The organism is Actinoplanes subglobosus (genome assembly GCF_042650585.1).
Lineage (GTDB): Bacteria > Actinomycetota > Actinomycetes > Mycobacteriales > Micromonosporaceae > Actinoplanes > Actinoplanes subglobosus.
This window is the reverse complement of the sequence record NZ_JBHSBL010000024.1, coordinates 1-21378: the sequence shown is the minus strand read 5'-3', so window position 1 is coordinate 21378 and position 21378 is coordinate 1. Positions and strand designations below refer to the sequence as shown.

Sequence of the window (21378 nt, the reverse complement as noted above, 5' to 3'; positions counted from 1 at the left end):
GGCCCCGCCGGCCGGGCCGGCCCGGCCGGCGCTCGTGCTCACCAGCGACGACCACCTGCCGGGCGGGCACGACCGGTGGCTGACGGCGGACTACGCGAACCTGACCGGGTGGAGGCGCTGGATCGCGGTGGCCGGGGCGGACCACGCGTCCTTCACCGATCTGGGCATCTTCGCCGACCAGCTCGGCATCGACATCGGGGCGACGACGCCCGGTGTGCGGGCCACCGCCATCACCCGCCGTTACGTGCGGGCGATGTTCGACCAGCACCTGCGGCACCGGCACCAGCCGCTGCTCGACGGGGCGTCGGACCGCTACCCGGAGGTCGGCATCGTGGCGCGGTGAGAGTCGGGCGGGCCGCCCGGATGTTAGCGATCACTTGGAACCTGTCAAGGTTTCCGCTAAGTTACGGGCGGCCCGCCCTCACACGCCATCATAAAGCTTCTTATCGATGCAAGCAGGGCGTTGACGTGCTGTTGATCCGCATGCAAAGCTGCCGTCATTCAATCGAAGCAGTTCGATAATTCGATCTCTACCCCTGGCTGGCCGGGGGTCTTTTCGCGTACGCATATGAAACGTTACACGGGGAGGACTCCCATGACGGTCAGCAGACGCACCCTGCTGCGCACCGGCCTCGCCCTGGCCGGCGCCGGGCTCACCACGACCGCGTGCAGCAGCGGCTCCGAGGACGGTAGGACGACGCTCCGGTTCGCCTGGTGGGGCAGCGAGGAGCGGGCCAAACTCACCCAGCAGGTCGTCGACCTGTTCGTCAGCAGGAACCCGGGTGTCGAGGTCAAGACCACCTACGCCGCCTACGACCCGTACTTCCAGAAGCTCGCCACCGAGATGAGCGGCGGCAACGCCCCGGACGTGCTCCAGATGGGCGACCGCTACCTGCGCGAGTACGCCGAACGCAACACCCTGCTCGACCTGACCCCGCACCTCGGTAAGGAGGTGCAGACCGCCGACCTGGAGAAGAAGCTGTTCCCGGCCGGCAACATCGGCGACAAGACCTACGGCCTGCCGATGGGCCAGACCACCCACGTGCTGCAGTACGACGCGAAGCGCTGGGAGGAAGCCGGCGCCGAGCTCCCGGCCGACGGCTGGACCTGGGACGACCTCAAGACCGCGGCCGCGCAGGTGTCGGCGAAGTTCGGGCCGAAGGTGAGCGGGCTCAGCGACCCGTTCGGCATCGAGGACTGGTTCGGCGACTGGCTACGCCAGCAAGGTAGGGACCTCTACACCGCGGACGGCAAGCTCGGCTACGGCGAGGCCGACGTGGTCGCGTGGTGGAAGCTGGGCGTGCAGTTCCGTGAGGCGAAGGCGATCACCCCGCCGGAGATCACCGCGAACACGACACTCACCCCGTTCCCGCGCAAGGAGTCGACGGCCGAGTTCTGCCCGGACAGCACCGTCGGCATGACCTCGTGGGAGACCTACGGCGGGGAGTTCGCGCTCACCCAGTTCCCGACCGCGGGCAGCACCATCGGCCAGTTCACCCAGCCGCCGATGATGCTCAGCGTCGCCCAGCGCACGAAGAACAAGGACGTCGCCCTCAAGTTCGCCGACTTCTTCATCAACGACCCGGAGGCCGGCGCGATCCTCGGCATGGCCCGCGGCCTGCCGCCCAACCTGAAGATCCGCGAGACGCTGTCGGCGAAGCTGACCGACGAGTGGAAGATGGTCGCCGACTACGAGGCCAAGGTGTCGCCGCAGCTGCTGCCCGCACCGGCGCCGCCGCCGAAGGGCGCAGGCGTGGTGAAGACACAGTTCCAGCGGATCTACGACGACGTCATGCACGGCAAGGCCACCCCGGAGGCGGCCGCACCGCGCCTGATGAGCGAGATCCAGCAGGCCCTCGGCGCATGACGACCGTGCTCGACCGGCCACGGGTCTCCCCGGCCCGATCACAACCCGGCAAGCAGCGGAGGTACGGCGAGCGCCCGTCGATCGCCTACCTCTTCCTCTCGCCGTGGGTCGCCGGGGCGCTGCTGCTGACCCTGGGCCCGATGCTGTGGCTGCTGTACCTGTCGTTCACCGAGTACGACCTGTTCACCGCCCCGCGCTGGGTGGGCCTGGACAACTACGTACGGATGCTCACCGTCGACCCGCACTTCTGGAACGCGGTGTGGGCCACCTCCAAGTTCGTGCTGATCTCGGTGCCCGTACAGCTGGCGGCCGCCCTCGGTGTCGCCCTGCTGATCCATCGGAGGAGCCGCGCCCAGGGCTTCTACCGGTCGGCGTTCTACGCGCCGTCGCTGCTCGGCGCGAGCGTCAGCGTGGCCCTGGTGTGGCGGGTGATCTTCCACGACTGGATCGGCCACCCGGACCGGGCACTGCTGGCGCTGGTGCTGCTGGCGGTCTGGCAGTTCGGCGCACCGATGGTGATCTTCCTGGCCGGGCTGCAGCAGATCCCGCAGGAGTACTACGACGCGGCCGCCGTCGACGGGGCCGGGCCGTGGCGGTCGTTCCTGAAGATCACCATCCCGATGCTGTCGCCGGTCATCTTCTTCAACCTGGTGCTCGACACGATCCGTGCCTTCCAGGTCTTCACCGGCGCCTACGTCGTCAGCAACGGCACCGGCGGCCCGAGTGACTCCACCCTCTTCTACACCCTCTACCTGTACGAGAAGGGCTTCGTCGAGTTCAAGATGGGCTACGCGTCGGCCATGTCGTGGTTCCTGCTCGTGGTCATCGCAGTGATCACGGCGCTTCTCTTCCGTACCGCCAAAGGTTGGGTCTTCTATTCCGGGGACGAGTCGTGACCGGGCGGTTGCGGGTGACCGGATGGCATGCCGCCGTGATCCTGCTGTTGATCCCGCTGCTGTACCCGATCGTCTGGCTGTTCCTGGCGTCGTTCAAGTCGGGTGCGGAGATCGTGCAGAGCCTCGCGCTGCTGCCCCGGGAGTACATCCTGGACAACTACCTGGCGCTCGGTGACGACCTGGCCGGGGTGCCCGCCTGGACGTTCTTCGTCAACTCGACGATCGTGGCGGGCGGCTGCGCGCTCGCCAACATCGCGAGCTGCTCGCTGGCCGCCTACGCCTTCGCCCGGCTGCGGTTCCGGATGCGCGGGGTGCTGTTCGCGTTCACCCTGGCCACGATCATGCTGCCGGTGCACATCATCACCATCCCGCAGTACTCGCTGTTCCAGAAGCTCGGGATGGTCGACACGTTCTGGCCGCTGATCCTGCCGAAACTGCTGGCCACCGACGCGTTCTTCATCTTCCTGATGGTCCAGTTCATGCGGACCATCCCCCGCGAGCTGGACGAGGCGGCCCGGCTCGACGGCTGCGGCTCGATCCGGATCTTCGGATCGGTCGTGCTGCCGCTGGTCCGGCCGGCGCTGGTCACCACCGCGATCTTCACGTTCATCTGGACCTGGAACGACTTCTTCACCCAGCTCATCTACCTGTCCTCGCCGGAACGCCTGACGCTCCCCCTCGCGCTGCGGCTGTTCATCGACACCACCGACCACAACGCGTTCGGACCGATGCTGGCGCTGTCCGCGCTGGCCATCGTGCCGATCCTGCTGTTCTTCGCCGCGTTCCAGCGGCTGCTGGTCGAGGGTTTCGCCACCTCCGGACTCAAAGGCTGATCCCCATGCAGGAGTTCTCCCGCCGTACGTTCGTCCGCGGCGTCGCCGCCACTCCCCTGCTGGCCGCGGTTCCCGGCTCCCCCGCCGTGGCCGCGCCGCCGCCCCTTCGTTCTTCGGTGAACGCCGCGCCGGACACCGTGTCGCTGAAGTGGCTCGAGGACACGCCCGGCAGCAACGTCGGCAGCACCTGGGGTGTGCCGTGGCCGCAGGGCGCCGTCCCGGCCGACTCACCGTTCGCCCTGACCAGCGCCGAGGGCACCGCCGTGCCGGTGCAGAGCTGGCCGATCGGCTACTGGCCGGACGGGTCGCTGAAATGGAGCGCGCACGCCCTGCCGGCGGATGCGCCGCTGTCCTCGTCCTACACACTGTCCCGGTCCGCCGGTGCGCCGGTCGCCACTGCCGTCACCGTCGCCGAGAAACACGACACGGTCACCGTGGGGACCGGTGTGATCGACGTGATCATCGGCCGTCGCGGGTCGTCGCTGATCAAGTCGATCACCCGGGGCGGGGTGGAGGTGGCGCGTGCGTTGGAGCTCGTCAGCCTGCGCCAGACGACCGCCGACGACGAGGACGAGCGCCGCACCTCCCGGGAGCGCCTGGTCAGCAACATTCGTAAGGTCACCGTCGAGCAGCGCGGGCCCGTCCGGGCGGTCGTCAAGATCGAAGGGGATCATCGGCGGCGCGGACGGTCGTGGCTGCCGTTCATCGTGCGCCTCTACCTCTACGCCGGGGCCGAGCACGTGCGCGTCGTGCACACGTTCCTGTTCGACTCCGAGGGGCAGAAGGAGTTCGTCGCGGGGCTCGGGGTACGGGTCGGGGTGCCGATGCGCGACGAGGCCTACGACCGGCACATCCGGATCTCCGGGGACGGTGACGGGCTGCTGCGCGAAGCGGTCAAAGGCATCACCGGCCTTCGGCGGGACCCCGGAGCGGTGGTACGGAACACGCAGCTCGCCGGCCAGAAACTGCCCGACCCGGCCACCTGGGACCAGCGGGTCACCACCCGGCTGCCGCTCATCCCCACCTGGGGCGACTACACACTGGCGCAGCTCAGCTCGCAGGGATACACGATCCGCAAGCGCACCAAGGCCGGGCACGGGTGGATCGACGTGGACTCGGGACAGCGGGCCGGTGGGTTCGCCTACGTCGGCGGGGTCACCGGCGGGCTCGGGTTCGGGATGCGGGACTTCTGGCAGAAGTATCCGGCGCAGCTCGACATCCGAGGCGCGGACACCGCCGAGGCGCAGGCCACGATCTGGATGTGGTCACCCGAGGCGGGGCCGATGGACACCCGGTTCTACCACGACGGGCTCGGCCAGGACACCTACCCTGAGCAGCTCGAAGGGCTCAACATCACCTACGAGGACTACGAGCCCGGATTCGGTACGCCGTACGGCGTCGCGCGGACCACGGAACTCGGCTTCTTCGCGCTCGGGGCCACCCCCTCTTCCGTGGAAGCGGCTGCTCTGGCCCGTACGATCAGAAATCCACCGCAGATCGTCGCGCCGCCCGCCCACCTGGCCGCCGCCGGAGCGTTCGGGGGTCTGTTCGCCCCCGTCGACAGGTCCACGCCGGACCGGGCCAAGATCGAGGACCGGCTCGACTTCCTCTTCGACTACTACCGTGACCAGGTCGAATCCCGCCACTGGTACGGCTTCTGGAACTACGGCGACGTGATGCACACGCCCGACGTCGACCGGCACGTGTGGCGCTACGACGTCGGCGGCTACGCCTGGGACAACTCCGAACTGTCGCCGGACCTGTGGCTGTGGTTCGCCTACCTCCGGTCCGGGCGAGCCGACATCTACCGGTTCGCCGAGGCGATGACCCGGCACACCGGTGAAGTCGACGTCTACCACCTGGGCAAATGGGCCGGACTGGGTACGCGCCACGGCGTCCAGCACTGGGCCGACAGCGCCAAACAACAGCGCATCAGCACCGCCGTCTACCGGCGCATCTTCTACTTCCTCACCGCCGACGAGCGGGTCGGCGATCTGATGCACGAACTCGTCGACTCCGACCGGACGTTCCTGGCCCTCGACCCACTGCGCAAGATCCGCACCGAGCCGTACACGCCGGACCCGCACGCCCTGTCGATCGGCCTCGGCACCGACTGGAGCGGCCTGGCCGCGGCCTGGCTGACCGAATGGGAACGCCGCGGCCCGAAAGCGGCGATCGCCGAGAAGAAGCTGCTCGCCACCATGCGGACGATCGGCCGGATGCCGAACGGCTTCGTCACCGGCAGTGGCCTCTACGACCTGGACACCGGCGAGTTCGCCGTCGCCGCGAAAACCGTCAGCGTGTCGCACCTGAGCGCCATGTTCGGCCAGGTGGAGATCTGCGCCGAACTGATCGCCCTGGTCGACCTGCCCGAATTCGAGGCGGCCTGGCTGCAGTACTGCCGTCTGTTCAACGGCACCCGGGAGGAGCAGGCGGCCGAGACCGGTGCCAACTTCGGCAACCTCATCCTCAAGCAGGGCCACTCGCGCCTGACCGCGTACGCCGCCGCCCGCCTCGGCGACGCGACACTGGCGGCCCGGGCCTGGCGGGAGTTCACCGCCACCGACGGCTACACCGACGCCAACCCGTGGCGGACCGTCGCCCTGACCGGCCCGGAGGTCCTCAACCCGGTCGACGACGCCGCCTGGGTGGACACCAACACCACAGCCCTGTACGGCCTGGCCGCCATCCAGAACCTGGCCCTGCTCCGCTGAGCGACGGCTGGCGGTAACGTTCGGGGCCGGACCGGACATGGACGTGACGTGATCTCTCCTGAGGAGCGCTTCCGGCGGGTCTACGCGGCCAACTTCGAGGCGATGCTGGCGTACGCGATACGCCGTGTCGAGCAGGCCGAGGACGCCTCCGACATCGTCGCCGAGACGTTCCTGGTGGCGTGGCGACGCAGCCGTGAGCTGCCACCCGACGACGAGGTCACCCTGTGGCTCTACGGGGTGGCCCGTCGCGTCCTCGCCAACCACCACCGCGGCGGCGCCCGCCGGGATCGGCTCGGCGAACGGCTACGCCAGCGCATCACCGGCCTCGTCGCCGCCGACCCCGGGCACGAGGTGCCACAGCGGCTCGCCGTGCGGGCGGCGCTGGCCCGGCTGCCCGACACCGATCGGGAAGTCCTCATGCTCACCGTCTGGGAGGGACTCCAGCCCCGCGAGGTGGCTGAGGTCGTCGGGATGGGCGCGGGCGCGGTACGGACCCGGCTGTCCCGCGCGCGGGCACGGCTACGGGAACTGGTCGGTGACGATCCGGGCGGGCCCGGACATGTACTCGACGTCCTGACCGCGACCGTCCCGGAGGAGGGCCGATGAACGACGAACGCCTTCTCGACGCAGACCCGTACCGGAACATCGCCGGACGACTCGACGGGGCGGAGCAGCATCTCCTGGAGGAGATCATGTCCACGCCCCTCGTCCCGTCCGTCCCGCACCGGCCCCCGTTCCGGCGGCGGCTGGCCGGCGCGCTGGCCGCGGCGGCGGTGGTGACCGGCGTCATCGGCGCCTCGGCACTGCTGCCCGATCAGGCCGCGCCGCCCCCGGCCGCGCTGCCCGGCGTGACACCCAGTGGCGCCGCCCCGACCGGCGGCGTGGGAGCCGGTCACCAACTGGACCTGAAATACGCCACCAGCCATCCGCGCCTGCTCGTCGACGAGCCCGGCTGGACCCTGGAGGTGATCTACGGCTTCGCCGAGAGGAACGGGTCCGTCAGCTTCACCAACGGCGAACGGCATCTCGACATGACCTGGTACGCGGCGTCGTCCTACCAGAGCTATCTCGACGACCGGCTGCACGTCAGCAAGCCGCGGGCGACCCGGGTGGCCGGGGTCGGGGCGAAGGTCTTCACCTACGGACCCACCGACTTCGCGGCCATGCTCGACCCGCGTGACGGGACCTTCGTCGAGATCCGCGTGCAGGGCGGCGAGGTGAGCCGTTCCTACTTCGACAAGCTGCTCACCCGGATCGAACGGGTCGAACCGGAGGAGTTCCTGGCCGCCCTGCCGCCGGAGGTCGTCACCCCTGGCGAGGCGCCGGCCGAGGCGGACAAGGCCCTCACCGGGGTTCCGCTCCCGCCCGGCTTCGACTACGAGCGGCTCGGACTGGACGGGGCGTACACGCCGTACCAGTTCCAGGCCCGGGCGGTCCGGCTGGTGGCCTGCGGGTGGGCCGGCGAATGGGTCCGCGCCGACAAGGCGGGCGACGACACGGCCGCCGAGACCGCGGTCGCGGCACTCCGTGGCAGCCGGAACTGGCCGATCCTCAAGGACATGGACCGGACCAAGCGCGGCGACTGGTCCCGGATGCTCTGGGAGGCCACCGGCGAGGCGACCCGCGACATGCCGCGCGACGTGCAGAGCCTGGCGGGCTGTAGCGACTAACGGGGGTACAGCCCGCGCCCGCGGATTCGCCGTTGATCGAGGGCGGGGTAGATTCGCGGCATGTCCGGGGGTTCGGCGCGCGTGGTGGCAGGCCGTTACCGGCTGGCCGGATGGCTGGGCCGCGGCGGGATGGGCGCGGTCTGGCAGGCCCACGACACCCTGCTCGGGCGCGACGTCGCGCTCAAGGAGATCTTCCTGCCCGAGGCCGGGGAGGGACCCACCGACCCGGCCGTGCGGCGCGCGTTCCGGGAGGCGCAGGCCGCCGCCCGCCTCCGCCACCCGGGCATCGTCACCGTCCACGACGTGGTCACCGACGAGGGCCGTCCGTGGATCGTGATGGAGCTCATCGACGGCCCGTCACTGGCCGCGGCTATCCGTGAGCAGGGGCGGCTCACCGAGCACCGGGCCGCCGTCGTCGGGCTGGAGGTCCTCGGCGCGCTCCGGGCCGCCCACCGCGACGGCGTCCTGCACCGCGATGTCAAACCGGCGAACATCCTGCTCGGCCCCGATCGGGTCGTCCTCACCGACTTCGGCATCGCCGCGATCGACGACGCCACCGCGATCACCTCGACCGGGCAGATGATCGGCTCCCCGGCGTTCCTCGCCCCGGAACGACTCGACGGCCGTCCCGCGACCGCCGCCTCGGACCTGTGGGCACTCGGCGTGACGCTCTACACGGCGGTGACCGGCAGGCCACCGTTCCACAGCGACGACATGCCGGGCATGCTCGCCGCCATCCTCAACAGCAGTCCGGAGCCGGTTCGGGATGCCGATCGTCTGTGGCCGGTCATCAAGGGCCTGCTCGCCAAGGACCCGGCCGACCGTCTCACCGCCGATCAGGCACACGCCCGGTTGACCGCGGTCGTCCGCGACGACCAGCCGGCCCCCACACCCACCGATCCGATCCGCGCCCCGGCCCCCACACCCCACGATCCGGTCCCCGCCCCGGCCCCCACACCCCACGATCCGGTCCCCGCCCCGGCCCCCACACCCCACGATCCGGTCCCCGCCCCGGAGCCCGGTCCTGGAGCCGGCTCCGGCCCGGCGGTCCACCCGGGTCGCGCGGCCCCGTCCGGCCCGCCGGTGTTGCCCGTCTCAGCTGCGTCGTCAGCGCCCTTCGCTGCGCCGGTCACCGGCGGCACCGGCCCGGTTGCCGGTTCTGCGCCCACGGTTCCGGCGCATTTCGGTCAGGGCAACGGTCCCGCGCAAGGCGGCTGGGGAAACGGGACGACGCACCAGGGGTGGGGCGCGGGGCCGACGCAGCCCGGGTGGGCGACGATTCCCGGGCAGCCCGGAGGGGGGACGATTCCCGGGCAGCCCGGGTGGGGTACCGGGACGAATCCCGCTCCGCGGCGACCGTTCCCGTGGCGTCGGGTGTGGATCGGCGTGCTGGTGTTCAGCACCCTCGTCGCCGCTGGGTCGATCATCCGGGCAACGTGGCTCCAGCTGAACGATCCGTCGGGCCGGGACGACGGGACGGGTGCCCGGCCGGGGTCCAGTTTCACGCCCGAACCGTCGGGATCTCCTGGCCCGTCGGGATCTCCTGGCCCGTCGGGATCTCCCGATTCGTCTGCGGCCGTTCCCGCGGCGTTCATCGGCGAGTGGACCGGTACCGCACGGCAACCGCTCGGCCGCGTCACCTCGTGGGAGGTGGTGATCACGTTCAGCGAGACGTCGCGTACCGGGACGTTCGCGGCGTCCCTGAACTGCACCGGCTCCCTGACCGTCATCGACCCCGCGCCCACCGAGCGGGAGATCCACCTGCGGCAGAAGACCGGCTGGAATCCACGTCAGACCTGCGTCGAGTCGGCCGATCTCACGTTGCGCACCGACGGCGACGGCCGGCTGGAGATGTTCTGGCAGGACCTGAACAATGAGACCAACCAGGCGACCGCAACGCTGACCCGCTCCTGACACGGGCCGCCACGCCCGCGAACAGGCGCCCGCCACGCCCGCGAACACGCGGCCCACCACGCCCGCGAACACGCGGCCCACCACGCCCGCGAACACGCGGCCCACCACGCCCGCGAACACGCGGCCCACCACGCCCGCGAACAACAGACCGCAACGCCCGCGAACAACAGACCGCCACACCCCGTGGGCGACGGATCGCCACGCCCGTGAGGCGCCTTGGGGCCGTGCGGGGCCGGGCCCGTCGCGTGGTGGGCACGGAACTGCCGCCCCTGCGGTTGAGGGGCGGCCAGTCCCGTACAACCTCCGGGGTCAGATCGGCGAGCGGCGCCTACTGAGAGTCGCGGCAATCAGCAGGATTGCCGTCGGTGCCGCGGCGGCCGCGAGGTGGACGGGGACCTCGCCGAGTGCGCCGGAGATCAGCAGGACCTGCGTGAGCGTGAGCAGGTTGCAGAGGCCCAGTGCGGCGACGGCGATCGGAACCCGGGCGTCCAGCAGCGACCAGGCGATGGCGATCGCGGCCATCACCAGGAACGCCTGCTTCTCGATGAACCACGCCACGCCGAGGACCACGCCGGAGCCGGTCGGGAGCAGGACGATCGCGGGCAGGATGGCCAGCAGCCACCACATCGGTGAGGAACGCTCGCGCCAGGAGCTCGCGGCCAGGATCCCGACGAGCAGCGCGGCGAGCGGTGCCGCCCAGAAACCGTCCATGTGCCACGGAATCCCGAACCGGGAGGCGGCGATGACGGACGCGGGCATACCGAGCACGGCGGCGGCCGCGGCCCATCGGTACGCCCCGCGGGCGAGCGTCACGATCGCGGTCACGTGCAGGATCAACGCGAGCAGGCCGGCCGTCGCGTATTGGACGATGCCATCGGGACTCGCGACGATCATCGGGATGTCGAGCGGCAGTGTCCGCAGGACATCGCCGGCCGCCGCGTGGACGAGCAGCGCCAGTGCGGCCAGCCGGGTCGCCGATCGCAGGAACTCGGCGGGTGTGCGGTGCACGTCGGCGCCCGTCCGGGCCCGCAGTGCACCGACGGCCAGGGCGAACCCCTCGCGGACGGTGAACCGGGCGTTGCTCTGCAGAACGGTGTCGAGGATCTCCTCACGGGGATAGCGCGACGGGTAGAGGTTGACGAGACGGCTGTAGCGACGCTCCACGGTGCTCATGCGGGGCGCACCACCGTCCGGGTCACGCGGCGCTCGGTGACGACGCGGGCGGCGGCGGCCAGTTGCTCGGCGTGCTCCCGCAGTGCGGCACCGCCGGTGGGGGTGAGCTCGTAGGACCGGCGGGCCCGGCCGTTGACGATCTGCTCGTCGACGACGCGGATGTGGCCGGCGCCGACGAGGCGCTCCAGTGCCGTGTAGAGAGTGCCGGTGGCCAGGTGGATCCTCCCGTCGGACAGGTCGGATGCTCGTTGAATGATCGCGTAGCCGTGCAGGGGTCCGTCCTGCAAGGCCGCGAGGATGAAATACGTCGTCTCCCGCATACAGACGACTATACGTAGTTCAACTACATATGACGAGTCCTTATCGAAGAGAGATCGCCAGGCGCTCGTCGGCGGTGCGGCGCACCAGGTGGACGAGCGCGGCGAGGCGAACCTCCGGCTCGGCCGCCTCGTCGGCCGACACGCCGGTCAGCCATGGGACGACACCGTCGAAATCAGACGGCAGGGCGGCGACGGCCTGGACGATGCGCAACCGCTGGACGGTGCCGGACGCGGCCGCGAGGTCGGGAAAGCTGAACATGCCCCGCATCATGCCCTGACCCTCTGACATTTCTGGAAGCTCGGCGACAGGATCGGTGTATGCATGCCGACACCCGCGTCGTTCACATCCACGTCCCGGTTCCGGACAGCACGCCGCTGAGCGCGCCGCTCTACCAGACCTCGTCGTTCGCCTTCGACGATCCGGATCCGCTGGCCGAGGGCCTCAACCGGCCGGACGGCCCGTTCGCCTACTCCCGCTTCGCCAACCCGACCGTGCGCGCCCTCGAGGACACCGTCGCCGAACTGGAGGGCGGCGTCGCCGCGATCGCCACCGGCTCCGGCATGGGCGCCGTCTCGCTGCTGCTGCACAGCCTGCTGCGGGCCGGCGATCACGTGATCGCACAGCACACCCTCTACGGCGGCACGCATGCCGCGCTGCGCAAACTCGCCGACCGCAACGGACTCACGGTGACCTTCGTGTCCGGGCACGATCCCGAGGAGGTACGCGCCGCGATCACCGACCGGACCAGGGTCCTCTATCTGGAGACCGTGGCGAACCCGACCGGGCACGTCAGCGACCTGCCCGCGCTCGCGCCGATCGCCCGGGCGGCCGGGGTCGTGACGGTCGTCGACAACACGTTCGCGACACCGCTGCTGTGCCGCCCGATCGAGCACGGCGCGGACGTGGTGATCCACTCGGTGACGAAGTTCCTCGGCGGGCACAGCGACGTGACCGGCGGTATCGCGGTCTTCGCCGGCGACGCCCTCTACCGGGAGGTGTGGTCGGAGGCGGTCGAGTTCGGCGCCACACCCGACCCGTTCGCGGCCTGGCTGACCCTGCGCGGCCTGCAGACGCTCTCGCTGCGCGTCGACCGGCACACCGCCAACGTGGCCCGGGTCGCCGGGTTCCTCGCCGGGCATCCGGCGGTCGCGCGGGTGCTGTGGACCGGCGCTCCCGAACACCCCAGCCACGCGATCGCCGCGGCGTTCGTCCGCGGCTTCGCCGCCCCTTTCTGTTTCGACCTGGCAGGCGGTTACGAGGCGGGTCTGCGATTCCAGAAGGGGGTACGGGTGATCCGGCTCGCCGCCTCCCTGGGCGGCACGCAGACCCTGATCCTGCACCCGGCGTCGAGTTCGCACCGCCAGCTCGACGCCGCCGCACTGCGGGCCGCGTCGATCGGCCCCGGCACGATCCGCATAGCCGTCGGCATCGAGCACCCGGACGACCTGATCGCCGACCTGGACCAGGCGCTCAGCGCAGCCTGACGACCCCGCCGACCCGTGTGGTGTGGCCGTCGGAGTCCGCGAACACCGCCGACGGCCGCCCCAGCGCGTCGCCCTGCCACACCTCGATCCGCCGGCCCAGGTGAGCGGCGAGACAGCCCGAACTGTTCGCGTTCGCCACGTCCTCGTCGACCCCGATCACCGGCGCGAACAGGCGGGCCAGGGCGACCGGCCCGTCGAGGCGGTAGACGAGACAGCCGAGCAGTCCACGCTCCCGGCACTCGGCAGCCAGACGGGCGAAGTCGGGCGCCACCACCGAGGGGTCGGCGACCGGGATCAGCAGGCGCGGGGTGCCGGGTGAGGCGACCACGATGCGGCCGGGGTCGCCGACGCCGAGCGCGGCGAGCACCCCGCCGAGATCGCTGTCCGGCTCCGTGACGGTGACCGGGCCCTGGTCGAACCACACCTCGATCCCGCCGCCGGGCAGCCGCGTGGCGGTCACCTGGACGTCGCGCCCGCCGGTGCGCTGGACGGCCCGTCGCTCCCGCGCGTGGTCACGGTCCAGGAGAACCGCCTGTGCGGCGAGTGTCCCGTGGCCGCAGTTGCGCAGTTCGGCCGTACCAGTGAAAAAGCGGACAACCGGAGGGTCGAGGAAGGCTCCGTGCGACGCACCGCCGGCCCGGACGATCGCGCGGCGATCGGCGTCGCTGAAGGCGGCGTCGTCATCGGCGACGAGCGTCGGGCTGCCGCCGCTCCCCTCCCGGACGCACGCGTCGACCACGGTGAGCACATCGGCAACGCTAGTTTCCCGGCCGCGAAAACGGGCAGAGAGAAGGGTGCAACGACAGTCACACCGGACGAGGAGGCCCCCCGATGGCCGGCAACGAGCACGAGGTCAACCGCAGCGCTCGCAGCGGGCGGTTCGTCAAGGAGAGCACCGCGGAGCGCAACCCGAGCACCACGACCACGGAGCAGGTCGGCGGCGAGAAGGAGCGCGGTGACCGCGAGGTCAACCGCAGCGCGCGCACCGGCAAGTTCGTCACGGAGACCACCGCCGAGCTGCATTCCGCCACGACCGAGACCCAGCGACTCTGATCCTCCTCGCAGGGCAGCGGCCCCTCACCGGTTCTCCGGTGGGGGGCCGCTTTGCACCTAGTGCAACGATGCACTTAGTGTAGAAGTGTGACCATCGATCGCCGGTCGGCCCTCAAGGCCCGCCACCGGCGCGCCATTCTCGACGCCGCCAACGCCCTGATCTCCGAGGGTGGCCGGTTCAGTGTCGACCAGCTCGCCGAGCGGGCCGACGTCTCCCGGCGCACGATCTTCAACCACTTCGCCTCGATCGACGACGTGGTGACCACCGTCTGCACCGAGATGCTGCACGTGGTGATCGACGGTTTCCGCACCGTCGTCACCTCCGGCGAGCGGGAGTCGATGTTCGCCGACGTCGCCGGGGCACTGCGGGCCACCGACGTGCCCGGCGTCATCGCGTACCTGTGGCGTGCTCTGGGCGGTTTCGCCCCGGGTAATCCGCAGGCCACCCAGATCTTCCACGCCACCGTCGCGCGGACCTCGGAGGAGATGGCCCTCGAACTGGCCGGCAAATATCCGGAAGCCGACCCCCTGGATGCCGCGATCCTGGTCAGCTCACTGATGAACGGCACCGTCGTGGTCGCGACCCACTGGATCGCGGTGACCGCCGCCGAGACCGACGAGCAGTCCCGCGACCTGTGGCACAACCTGCTCGAACGCATGATCGACACAGTCCGCGCCGGCTACTGATTCCGGCTGTCCGAAGGAACGAACCACATTGGCCGAGCTCCTCTACCGCCTGGGCCGCTTCTGCGCCCGGCGTGCCGGCGTCGTCCTGGCCTCCTGGCTGGTGGTCCTGGGTCTCGCCGTCACCGGCTATTTCGTCGCCCGGGGCGAGCTGTCCCCGGTCGTCGACATCCCGGGGACGGAGACCGCGAAGGTGAGCGACCGCCTCGGCGAGCGGCTCCCGATCGCGGCCGGCGGCAACGGCAAACTCGTCTTCCACACCCCGGACGGCGCGCCACTGACCGACAGTCAGAAGACGGCGATCTCCGCCCTCCTCACGACGACCGGTCAGCTGGAGGGCGTCGCCTCCGCCACCGACCCGTTCGCGATCTCCCAGCAGATCGCCGACCGGCGCGCCCAGGTCGACGACGGGCTCAAGCAGATCGCCGACGGCCGCAAGCAGATCAACGACGGCCAGCAGCAGATCAACCAGGCCAAAGGCGTCTGGGACGACCTGGACGCCGCCACCCGGGCCAAGGTCGAGGACCAGCAGGCGCTGCTCATCGAGAAGAGCACCGAGCTGGAGACACAGGCGGCGAAACTGGCCGTCGGCGAGCGGCTGCTGACCATGTCGGCACCGATCCGGCAGGTGTCGGTGGACGGGTCGACCGCTGTCGCGCAGGTCCGGTTCACCGTGCCGCAGCTCGACGTCACCCCGGAGACCAAGGAGCGGGTCGTCGCACACGTCGACGCGGGCCTGCCCGGCGGGGTCGAGGTCGACTACTCCAACGAGATCACCCAGGGACTGCCCGAGATCGTCGGCGTCGGTGAGGTGGTCGGCCTGGTCATCGCGGCGATCACGCTGCTGGTCATGTTGCGTACGCTGATCGGCGCCGCCCTGCCCATCCTCAGCGCCCTGGCCGGCGTCGGCATCGGCGTGACCGCGTCGCTGGCGCTCTCCGGCGTGGTCGAGATGCTGTCGATCACCCCCGTCCTCGGCGTCATGCTGGGCCTGGCCGTCGGCATCGACTACAGCCTGTTCATCCTCAACCGGCATCGACGGCAGCTTCTCGACGGTGTCGACTTCCACGAGTCGATCGGGCTGGCCAACGGCACGTCCGGCAACGCCGTCGTGTTCGCCGGGTCCACGGTGCTGGTCGCCCTGCTGGCCCTCAACGTGACCGGGATCCCCTTCCTGGGGCTGATGGGCACCGTTGCGGCGATCTGTGTCGCGGTGGCCGTACTCCTCGCCGTCACCCTGACCCCCGCCCTGCTCGCGCTGATCGGCAAGCGGGTCCTCAACCGCAAGGCCGAGCCCATCTCGCAGGCCTCGGTGAAACCGATGAGCACCACGCGGGCCGTCGCCACCGTCCTGGCGCTGCTGGTCGCGCTGGTGGCGGTCGCGATCCCGGCCATGTCGATGCGGCTGGGCCTGCCCGACGGCTCGTCCGAGGCCCAGGACTCCACGCAGTACCAGGCGTACAAGCTGATCGAGGACCGCTTCGGCGCCGGCGTCAACGGCTCGCTCGTCGTCGTCGCCGACCTGCCCGCGGCCGTCACCGGCGACGCCCAGCAGGCCGAACAGGTCCGCATCGGCAACCTGCTGCTCTCCCAGAACAACGTCGCCGCGGTCGCCCCGATCGGCGCCTCGGAGGACGGCCGGACCCTCGGCTTCCAGATCATCCCGGAGACCGGCCCGACCAGCGGCGAGACCGAACAACTCGTCCACGACCTGCGCGGTCTCTCGCCGATCTCCGGCGACGTCACCCTCGGTGTGGCCGGCTCCGCGAGCGGCAACATCGACATCTCGGAGAAGCTGGACAACATCCTCCCCCTCTACCTGGGGGTGGTCATCGGCATCTCACTGATCATCATGATCTTCGTGTTCCGGTCGATCCTGGTGCCGGTCACGGCGACGCTCGGCTTCATCCTCAGCCTGTTCGCCACGTTCGGCGGCATCACCGCGATCTTCCAATGGGGCTGGCTGAGCGCCGTCTTCGGCATCCACGACCCGGGGCCCGTGCTGAGCTTCCTGCCGACGATCCTGATCGGCATCCTGTTCGGCCTGGCCATGGACTACCAGCTCTTCCTGGTGTCCGGCATGCGCGAGGCCTACGCCCACGGCGCGCCCGCCCGCCTCGCCGTCCAGCAGGGCGTTCATGCCGGGCGTACGGTCGTGACGGCCGCCGCGATCATCATGATCTCGGTGTTCGGCGGCTTCATCTTCTCCAACACGGCGATGATCCGGTCACTCGGTTTCGGTCTCGCCTTCGGCGTCCTCGTCGACGCCTTCCTTGTCCGGATGCTGCTCATTCCGGCGGTCATGCACCTGCTGGGCGACTCGGCCTGGTGGATCCCGCGCTGGCTCGACCGCATCCTGCCCAACGTGGACGTCGAGGGCGCCGCCCTCGAACGGGCCCACCCCGTCGTCCACCACCCGTCCCACTCCGAACCGGCCGAACCCGCCCTTCGCTAGAACGTCACCGCAGGCTGCCGGTCACCCTCGCCGGCAGCCTTTCGGTACGGCCACAAGCTCCTCGTGGCTACATTGCGGGAGGGCTGCCCGCTCCCGCCTCTTTCGGGCTTCTTCCCGGCCTCTTTCGGGCTTCTTCCCGGCCTCTTTCGGGCTTCTTCCTCGCCTCGCGCGGGCCTCTTCCTCGCCTCGCGCGGGCCTCTTCCTCGCCTCTTTCGGGCCTCTTCCTCGCCTCGCCCGGGCCTCTTCCTCGCCTCGCCTGGGCCTCTTCCTCGCCTCGCCCGGGCCTCTTCCTCGCCTCGCCCGGGCCTCTTCCTCCTCGCTCGGGCCTCTTTCGGGCGGAAGCTGCTGGTCACTGCTACTTCGCTAAGATCCTCACCCATGTCGACCGACGCGCCGGACCCCCGCAGCTACGAGTTTCTCTCCAGCTCACCGGTGACCGTCTTTCATCGCACCACGTTGCTCCAGCAGACGGTGACCGGACTGAGCCAGGCCGGTTTCCGGATCGTCAGCCTGGGCGCGAACAACTGGCACACCGAGCAGGAAATGCACGCCGACCTGGCCCGGGCCCTGGACTTCCCGGCGTACTACGGCAACAACTTCGACGCGTTCCACGACTGCCTGGGCGACGTCATGGCCCACCACTACGGCTTCCCGGAGGATGCCACCGGCCTAGTCGTGGTGATGTCCGGATTCGATCAGTTCGCCGCTGAGCTGCCTGCTGTGGCACACCAGTTGCTCGACATCATCGCGAGCCGCTCACGCCTGGCCCTGGCCGACGGTCAACAGCTTCTCTGCCTGATCCAGTCCGCCGCCCCGAGCTTCTCCATGCCTCCGGTGGGCGGCACCGAGGTCCTGTGGAACCCGGTGGAGGCATACAAACCAGTCGACTCCTTCGTCACTGACCCCTCCCCCTCGCCCGAAACCCCGAAGCAGCCATGGTGGCGCCGCCGCCCCTGACCAGCTGATTCCAGCCATGGTGGCGCCGCCGCCACTGACCAGCTGATTCCAGCCCTCGGCCGGACAGCTGCGCTCGCTGTTCTTGCCGCGTTCGCTGTTCCTGCGCGGGCGGTGGTGCCGGCTTCGTCTAGGCCGCCGCCTGGCTCAAACGCTCTGACGGAAGCGGGCGAGCATCGCGCGGACCTCGGTGGCGTCGCTGTTGGCGCCGAACAGCTCGGTGCCCGGCTCCATCCGGATCCCCTCGGACAATCCGCCGGCCTCGACCGGATCGAAACCGAGCCGGTCGACGAACGCGGCGACCGCGGCCAGGTCGGTGGCGTCGTCACCGGCGATGGCGACAGCCTTGCGGCCCGGTGCGCCCGACGGCCGGGCCTCCTCCTCCAGGACGTGATAGCCCACATGATTGAACGCCTTGACCACACGGGCTCCCGGCAGCGAGTCGCGAACCAGGAGGCTGGTGTCCGACCGCAGGTCGTCGCGGATGCCATCGACCTCCCACCAGTAGTTCATCGCGTCGATCACGAGCTTGCCGCGAAGCGCCTCCGCCGGAACGGTCCGGTGTTTGCCGAGCGGTAGCGCCAGCACGACGACGTCGGCCTGCCCGGCGACCTCGGCCGCGGTGACCGCGGTCGCCCCGGGAGCCAGCACGGTGACGATGAGATCGATCTTCGCCGGGTCACCGGAACCGGCGATCAGCACCCGATAGCCGGCCGCGACCGCGAGCCGGGCCAGCACCGTCCCGAGTTTCCCCGCACCGAGAATGCCGATGGTCGTCATGGCCGAACCCTTCCCGAGTAGTTGACGTGTCATCCAACCATCGTGGGCCGTTGCTCATTCCGCCCGTCGCCGACGCTCACGACTCGAGGCCACGCACATACGCCTCGATCTCCTCCTCGGTCGGCTCGCGAAAATACTCGAACGGGGCGACCGAGACACCCTCGACGACCCGACGTGGGTCGTCGACGGGGGCGCCCGGATCGAGCTCGGAAGCCGACAGCGACGACATCGAGAAGATCGCGAACCCCGGCTCGAAGGAGAACCCGATGTCGAACGGCACGGCCCGGTGACCACGGGCGGCCAGCTCGGCGACCACGTCGTCTATGAACCGGTAGGTCAGCTGGACGCCCTCGAAGAAGACCTCCTCACCGCCGTAGCCGATCTCGACCAGCTCGACGGTTTCGTCCGCCTGGTAGGTGATCACCAGCCCCGGGTCGGTGTCGTAGACCGCCCGGCTGCGCCGGCCCGGATGCACCGGCGGGCCGACCCGGCTCTCGACCACGTCACGGCTCTCGCCGACCTTGACCAATGCCACACCTTCACCCGCCAGGATTTCCATGCCGCAGATGATGGCAGGACCCTCCGACAATTCTCCGGCGGTTGCAGCGGACACCGCTCGCCGGTGCGTCTTCGAAGTGACGGCGAATGATGGGGCAGCGATGACATTCGAGAGTTTCGTGGCCGAGCACGGTCAGGCACTGGTCCGGCTGGCGTTCGTGCTCACCGGCCACCGGCAGCAGGCCGAGGATCTGACCCAGAGCGCACTGGTCGACGCGTATAAGAACTGGGCGAAGGTCTCGGCGGCCCGAAGACCCGACTCCTATGTCCGCCGGGTCCTGGTAAACAGGCATCTGAGCTGGCGGCGGCGCCTCTGGACCACGGAGCGGCCGACCGAGCTGGCCGAGGGTGCGGCCGGGTTGCTGCCCGATCCGAGCGACGCCCTGGCCGACCGTGACCATCTGCGGACGATGCTGGCCGATCTCGCACCACGGGCCCGGACGGTGCTGGTGCTGCGCTACTACGCCGATCTGTCCGACGCGGCCATCGCCGAGACGATGGGCATCAGCGAGAGCGCGGTCCGCTCGACCGCCTCCCGGGCGCTGGCCACACTCCGCGCCCGGGCCGCGAAACAGGCCACCGTCACACCACCGCCCGCGAAACAGGCCAGCGGCACACCACCGCCCGCGAAACAGGCCACCGCCACACCACCGCCCGCGAAACAGGCCACCGCCACACCACCGCCCGCGAAACAGGCCACCGTCACACCACCGCCCGCGAAACAGGCCACCGTCACACCACCGCCCGCGAAACAGGCCGGCGGCACACTGCCGCCCGCGAAACAGGCCGGCGGCGCGCCGCGAGCCCTGTCGGCCAGGTCGGCGGGCGCGGCGGCATCCGCGGCAGCGGCCACCACATCGGCTGCCACACCCGTGCGCGCGGCCACGCCGTTGACTGTCGTTGCCGCCGGCCCGACGCGGGACGCCTCGAAGAATGTCCTGGAGGGACGATGAGCGACCTGATCGAGCAGCAGTTGCGTGACCTGTTCGCCGACGCGGCCGAGGCGGCCCCACGGCCGGGCGACCTGGTGGCCGGCACCCGGCATGCCGTGCGGGCGCAGCGGCGCACCCGGGCCGTGGCGCTTGCGGCAAGCGTCGTCGCGGTCACCGCCACGGCGGCCGCGGTGTGGCCGGCCGCTCCCGAGCCGGTGCCGTTCCCACAGGTGGCGTCCCCACCCACCGGCCAGGTCCGTTCCCCGGGGACGCTGTCGGCGACTCCGGGCTACGGTCCGGGCACCCGGTTGTCGATGCGCCCGGTGGCCCAGGTCCTGGATCTGGCGGCCGATACCGCGGCGAGGGCTGCGGACGTGCCGCCGTCTCCCGGCCAGTTCCTCTACACGAGGACGGTCGGGCGTGACGGCCGGGTCCTCGCCGAGCGTTGGTATTCGGTCGACGGCACCCGTGACGGGCTGGGCTTCAACGTGCAGGGTGGTGTCGTGGACCGGTTCGCGTTCCCGGGTTGCCGGGACGGCGGCTACATCTCCGGCCAGGAGCAGGGTGAGGCCTGCGAGCCGGATCCGGCCTATCTGCCTGACCTGCCGGAGGACGCCGAGGCGATGGCCCGGTATCTCGACCTTTCGAACGCTCATCTGAACGACGATCCGGCGGAGAACAAGACGAACGGCATCGCCAAGGACATGGCGACGCTGGGCTCACAGCGCTGGCTTCGGCCGGCCCAGCGGGCCGCGCTGTATCAGGCGGCGGCCCGGGTTCCCGGGATCTCGGTGGTGGACGACGCGGTCGATGCCGCCGGCCGTACCGGGACCGGCGTGACGTGGAGGTTCGGAAAGGACAGCGGAATGTGGGTCTTCGACCCGAAGACGTTCGCCTACCTGGGCAGCGCCTTCGACACGACCGAGCAGGCGATCGTCGACGAGGTCGGCGACCGACCATCCCGCTGACCGACCGTCCGAGGCCGCGCTCCCCGGCACCGACCACCCCGGGTGGCCCAGCCACCCGGGAACCGCTCTCCCGGGCGCCCACCATCCCCCCGTGGCCCAGCCACCCGGAAACTACTCACCCC

The 21378-nt window shown here is 70.3% G+C and carries 20 protein-coding genes and 1 pseudogene; 15 read left to right on the top strand and 6 right to left on the bottom strand.

Annotated elements, in window-relative coordinates; translation table 11 throughout:
- The 8 genes and pseudogenes from ACFO0C_RS34185 to ACFO0C_RS34150 all read left to right on the top strand — a co-directional run.
- Positions 1-343, top strand: a pseudogene (locus ACFO0C_RS34185) (hypothetical protein); the annotation flags it as partial.
- Positions 344-595: 252 nt separating this feature from the next.
- A complete protein-coding gene (locus ACFO0C_RS34180; RefSeq protein WP_378070899.1) occupies positions 596-1867 on the top strand; it encodes an ABC transporter substrate-binding protein in 1272 nt (423 codons plus the stop codon).
- Complete coding sequence (locus tag ACFO0C_RS34175) at positions 1864-2763, top strand: carbohydrate ABC transporter permease (protein WP_378070898.1); 900 nt, start codon at positions 1864-1866, stop codon at positions 2761-2763. Before ACFO0C_RS34180 ends, ACFO0C_RS34175 begins: the two co-directional genes overlap by 4 nt.
- A complete protein-coding gene (locus ACFO0C_RS34170; protein WP_378070897.1) occupies positions 2760-3596 on the top strand; it encodes a carbohydrate ABC transporter permease in 837 nt (278 codons plus the stop codon). The genes ACFO0C_RS34175 and ACFO0C_RS34170 overlap by 4 nt, the downstream gene beginning before the upstream one ends.
- Positions 3597-3601: 5 nt before the next feature.
- A complete protein-coding gene (locus tag ACFO0C_RS34165; RefSeq protein WP_378070896.1) occupies positions 3602-6310 on the top strand; it encodes an exo-rhamnogalacturonan lyase family protein in 2709 nt (902 codons plus the stop codon).
- Between the two features lie 48 nt (positions 6311-6358).
- Positions 6359-6916 carry an RNA polymerase sigma factor gene (locus tag ACFO0C_RS34160; RefSeq protein WP_378070895.1) on the top strand — a complete coding sequence of 186 codons (558 nt, stop codon included), beginning with the start codon at positions 6359-6361 and terminating at the stop codon, positions 6914-6916.
- The gene (locus ACFO0C_RS34155) at positions 6913-7980 is read left to right on the top strand and encodes a hypothetical protein (RefSeq protein ID WP_378070894.1); all 1068 of its coding nucleotides are present in this window, start codon (positions 6913-6915) and stop codon (positions 7978-7980) included. Before ACFO0C_RS34160 ends, ACFO0C_RS34155 begins: the two co-directional genes overlap by 4 nt.
- A gap of 60 nt (positions 7981-8040) precedes the next feature.
- Positions 8041-9894, top strand: coding sequence for a serine/threonine-protein kinase (locus ACFO0C_RS34150; protein ID WP_378070893.1), 1854 nt, complete (start codon positions 8041-8043; stop codon positions 9892-9894).
- A 309-nt stretch (positions 9895-10203) separates the two neighbouring features.
- On the opposite strand, the gene ACFO0C_RS34145 is transcribed toward ACFO0C_RS34150, so the two are convergent.
- Genes ACFO0C_RS34145 through ACFO0C_RS34135 form a run of 3 tightly spaced genes read right to left on the bottom strand, consistent with a single transcriptional unit; the run spans position 10204 to position 11646 of the window.
- A complete protein-coding gene (locus ACFO0C_RS34145) occupies positions 10204-11067 on the bottom strand; it encodes a hypothetical protein (protein WP_378070892.1) in 864 nt (287 codons plus the stop codon).
- Complete coding sequence (locus ACFO0C_RS34140; protein ID WP_378070891.1) at positions 11064-11387, bottom strand: PadR family transcriptional regulator; 324 nt, start codon at positions 11385-11387, stop codon at positions 11064-11066. The genes ACFO0C_RS34145 and ACFO0C_RS34140 overlap by 4 nt, the downstream gene beginning before the upstream one ends.
- A gap of 40 nt (positions 11388-11427) precedes the next feature.
- Positions 11428-11646: a hypothetical protein gene (locus tag ACFO0C_RS34135; protein ID WP_378070890.1), complete on the bottom strand. Its 219-nt coding sequence runs from the start codon at positions 11644-11646 to the stop codon at positions 11428-11430.
- A 59-nt stretch (positions 11647-11705) separates the two neighbouring features.
- On the opposite strand from ACFO0C_RS34135, the gene ACFO0C_RS34130 reads away from it, so the two are divergent.
- Entirely contained in the window at positions 11706-12872 is a 1167-nt protein-coding gene (locus ACFO0C_RS34130; protein ID WP_378070889.1) for a trans-sulfuration enzyme family protein, read from the top strand.
- On the opposite strand, the gene ACFO0C_RS34125 is transcribed toward ACFO0C_RS34130, so the two are convergent.
- On the bottom strand, positions 12859-13620 hold the full coding sequence (locus tag ACFO0C_RS34125; protein WP_378070888.1) for a PhzF family phenazine biosynthesis protein: 762 nt from the start codon (positions 13618-13620) through the stop codon (positions 12859-12861). The genes ACFO0C_RS34130 and ACFO0C_RS34125 overlap by 14 nt on opposite strands.
- An 83-nt stretch (positions 13621-13703) precedes the next feature.
- Between ACFO0C_RS34125 and ACFO0C_RS34120 the strand changes: the two genes are divergently transcribed.
- From ACFO0C_RS34120 to ACFO0C_RS34105, 4 genes are all read left to right on the top strand, one after another.
- Positions 13704-13925 carry a hypothetical protein gene (locus tag ACFO0C_RS34120; RefSeq protein ID WP_378070887.1) on the top strand — a complete coding sequence of 74 codons (222 nt, stop codon included), beginning with the start codon at positions 13704-13706 and terminating at the stop codon, positions 13923-13925.
- Positions 13926-14012: 87 nt separating this feature from the next.
- A complete protein-coding gene (locus tag ACFO0C_RS34115; RefSeq protein ID WP_378070886.1) occupies positions 14013-14612 on the top strand; it encodes a TetR/AcrR family transcriptional regulator in 600 nt (199 codons plus the stop codon).
- A gap of 28 nt (positions 14613-14640) precedes the next feature.
- Positions 14641-17064, top strand: a complete 2424-nt coding sequence (locus ACFO0C_RS34110; RefSeq protein ID WP_378070885.1) for an MMPL family transporter — start codon at positions 14641-14643, stop codon at positions 17062-17064.
- 378 nt (positions 17065-17442) lie between these two features.
- A complete protein-coding gene (locus tag ACFO0C_RS34105; protein ID WP_378070884.1) occupies positions 17443-18021 on the top strand; it encodes a barstar family protein in 579 nt (192 codons plus the stop codon).
- Between the two features lie 144 nt (positions 18022-18165).
- Here ACFO0C_RS34105 and ACFO0C_RS34100 read toward each other — a convergent pair whose 3' ends face one another.
- Together ACFO0C_RS34100 and ACFO0C_RS34095 are read right to left on the bottom strand one after the other, a co-directional pair.
- Positions 18166-18831 carry an NADPH-dependent F420 reductase gene (locus ACFO0C_RS34100; protein ID WP_378070883.1) on the bottom strand — a complete coding sequence of 222 codons (666 nt, stop codon included), beginning with the start codon at positions 18829-18831 and terminating at the stop codon, positions 18166-18168.
- A gap of 43 nt (positions 18832-18874) precedes the next feature.
- On the bottom strand, positions 18875-19357 hold the full coding sequence (locus ACFO0C_RS34095; protein WP_378070882.1) for a hypothetical protein: 483 nt from the start codon (positions 19355-19357) through the stop codon (positions 18875-18877).
- Positions 19358-19457: 100 nt separating this feature from the next.
- Between ACFO0C_RS34095 and ACFO0C_RS34090 the strand changes: the two genes are divergently transcribed.
- Together ACFO0C_RS34090 and ACFO0C_RS34085 are read left to right on the top strand one after the other, a co-directional pair.
- Positions 19458-20309 (top strand): SigE family RNA polymerase sigma factor, encoded by an 852-nt coding sequence (locus tag ACFO0C_RS34090; protein ID WP_378070881.1) that lies wholly within the window; start codon positions 19458-19460, stop codon positions 20307-20309.
- A complete protein-coding gene (locus ACFO0C_RS34085) occupies positions 20306-21256 on the top strand; it encodes a CU044_5270 family protein (protein ID WP_378070880.1) in 951 nt (316 codons plus the stop codon). Before ACFO0C_RS34090 ends, ACFO0C_RS34085 begins: the two co-directional genes overlap by 4 nt.
- Positions 21257-21378 lie beyond the last annotated feature (122 nt).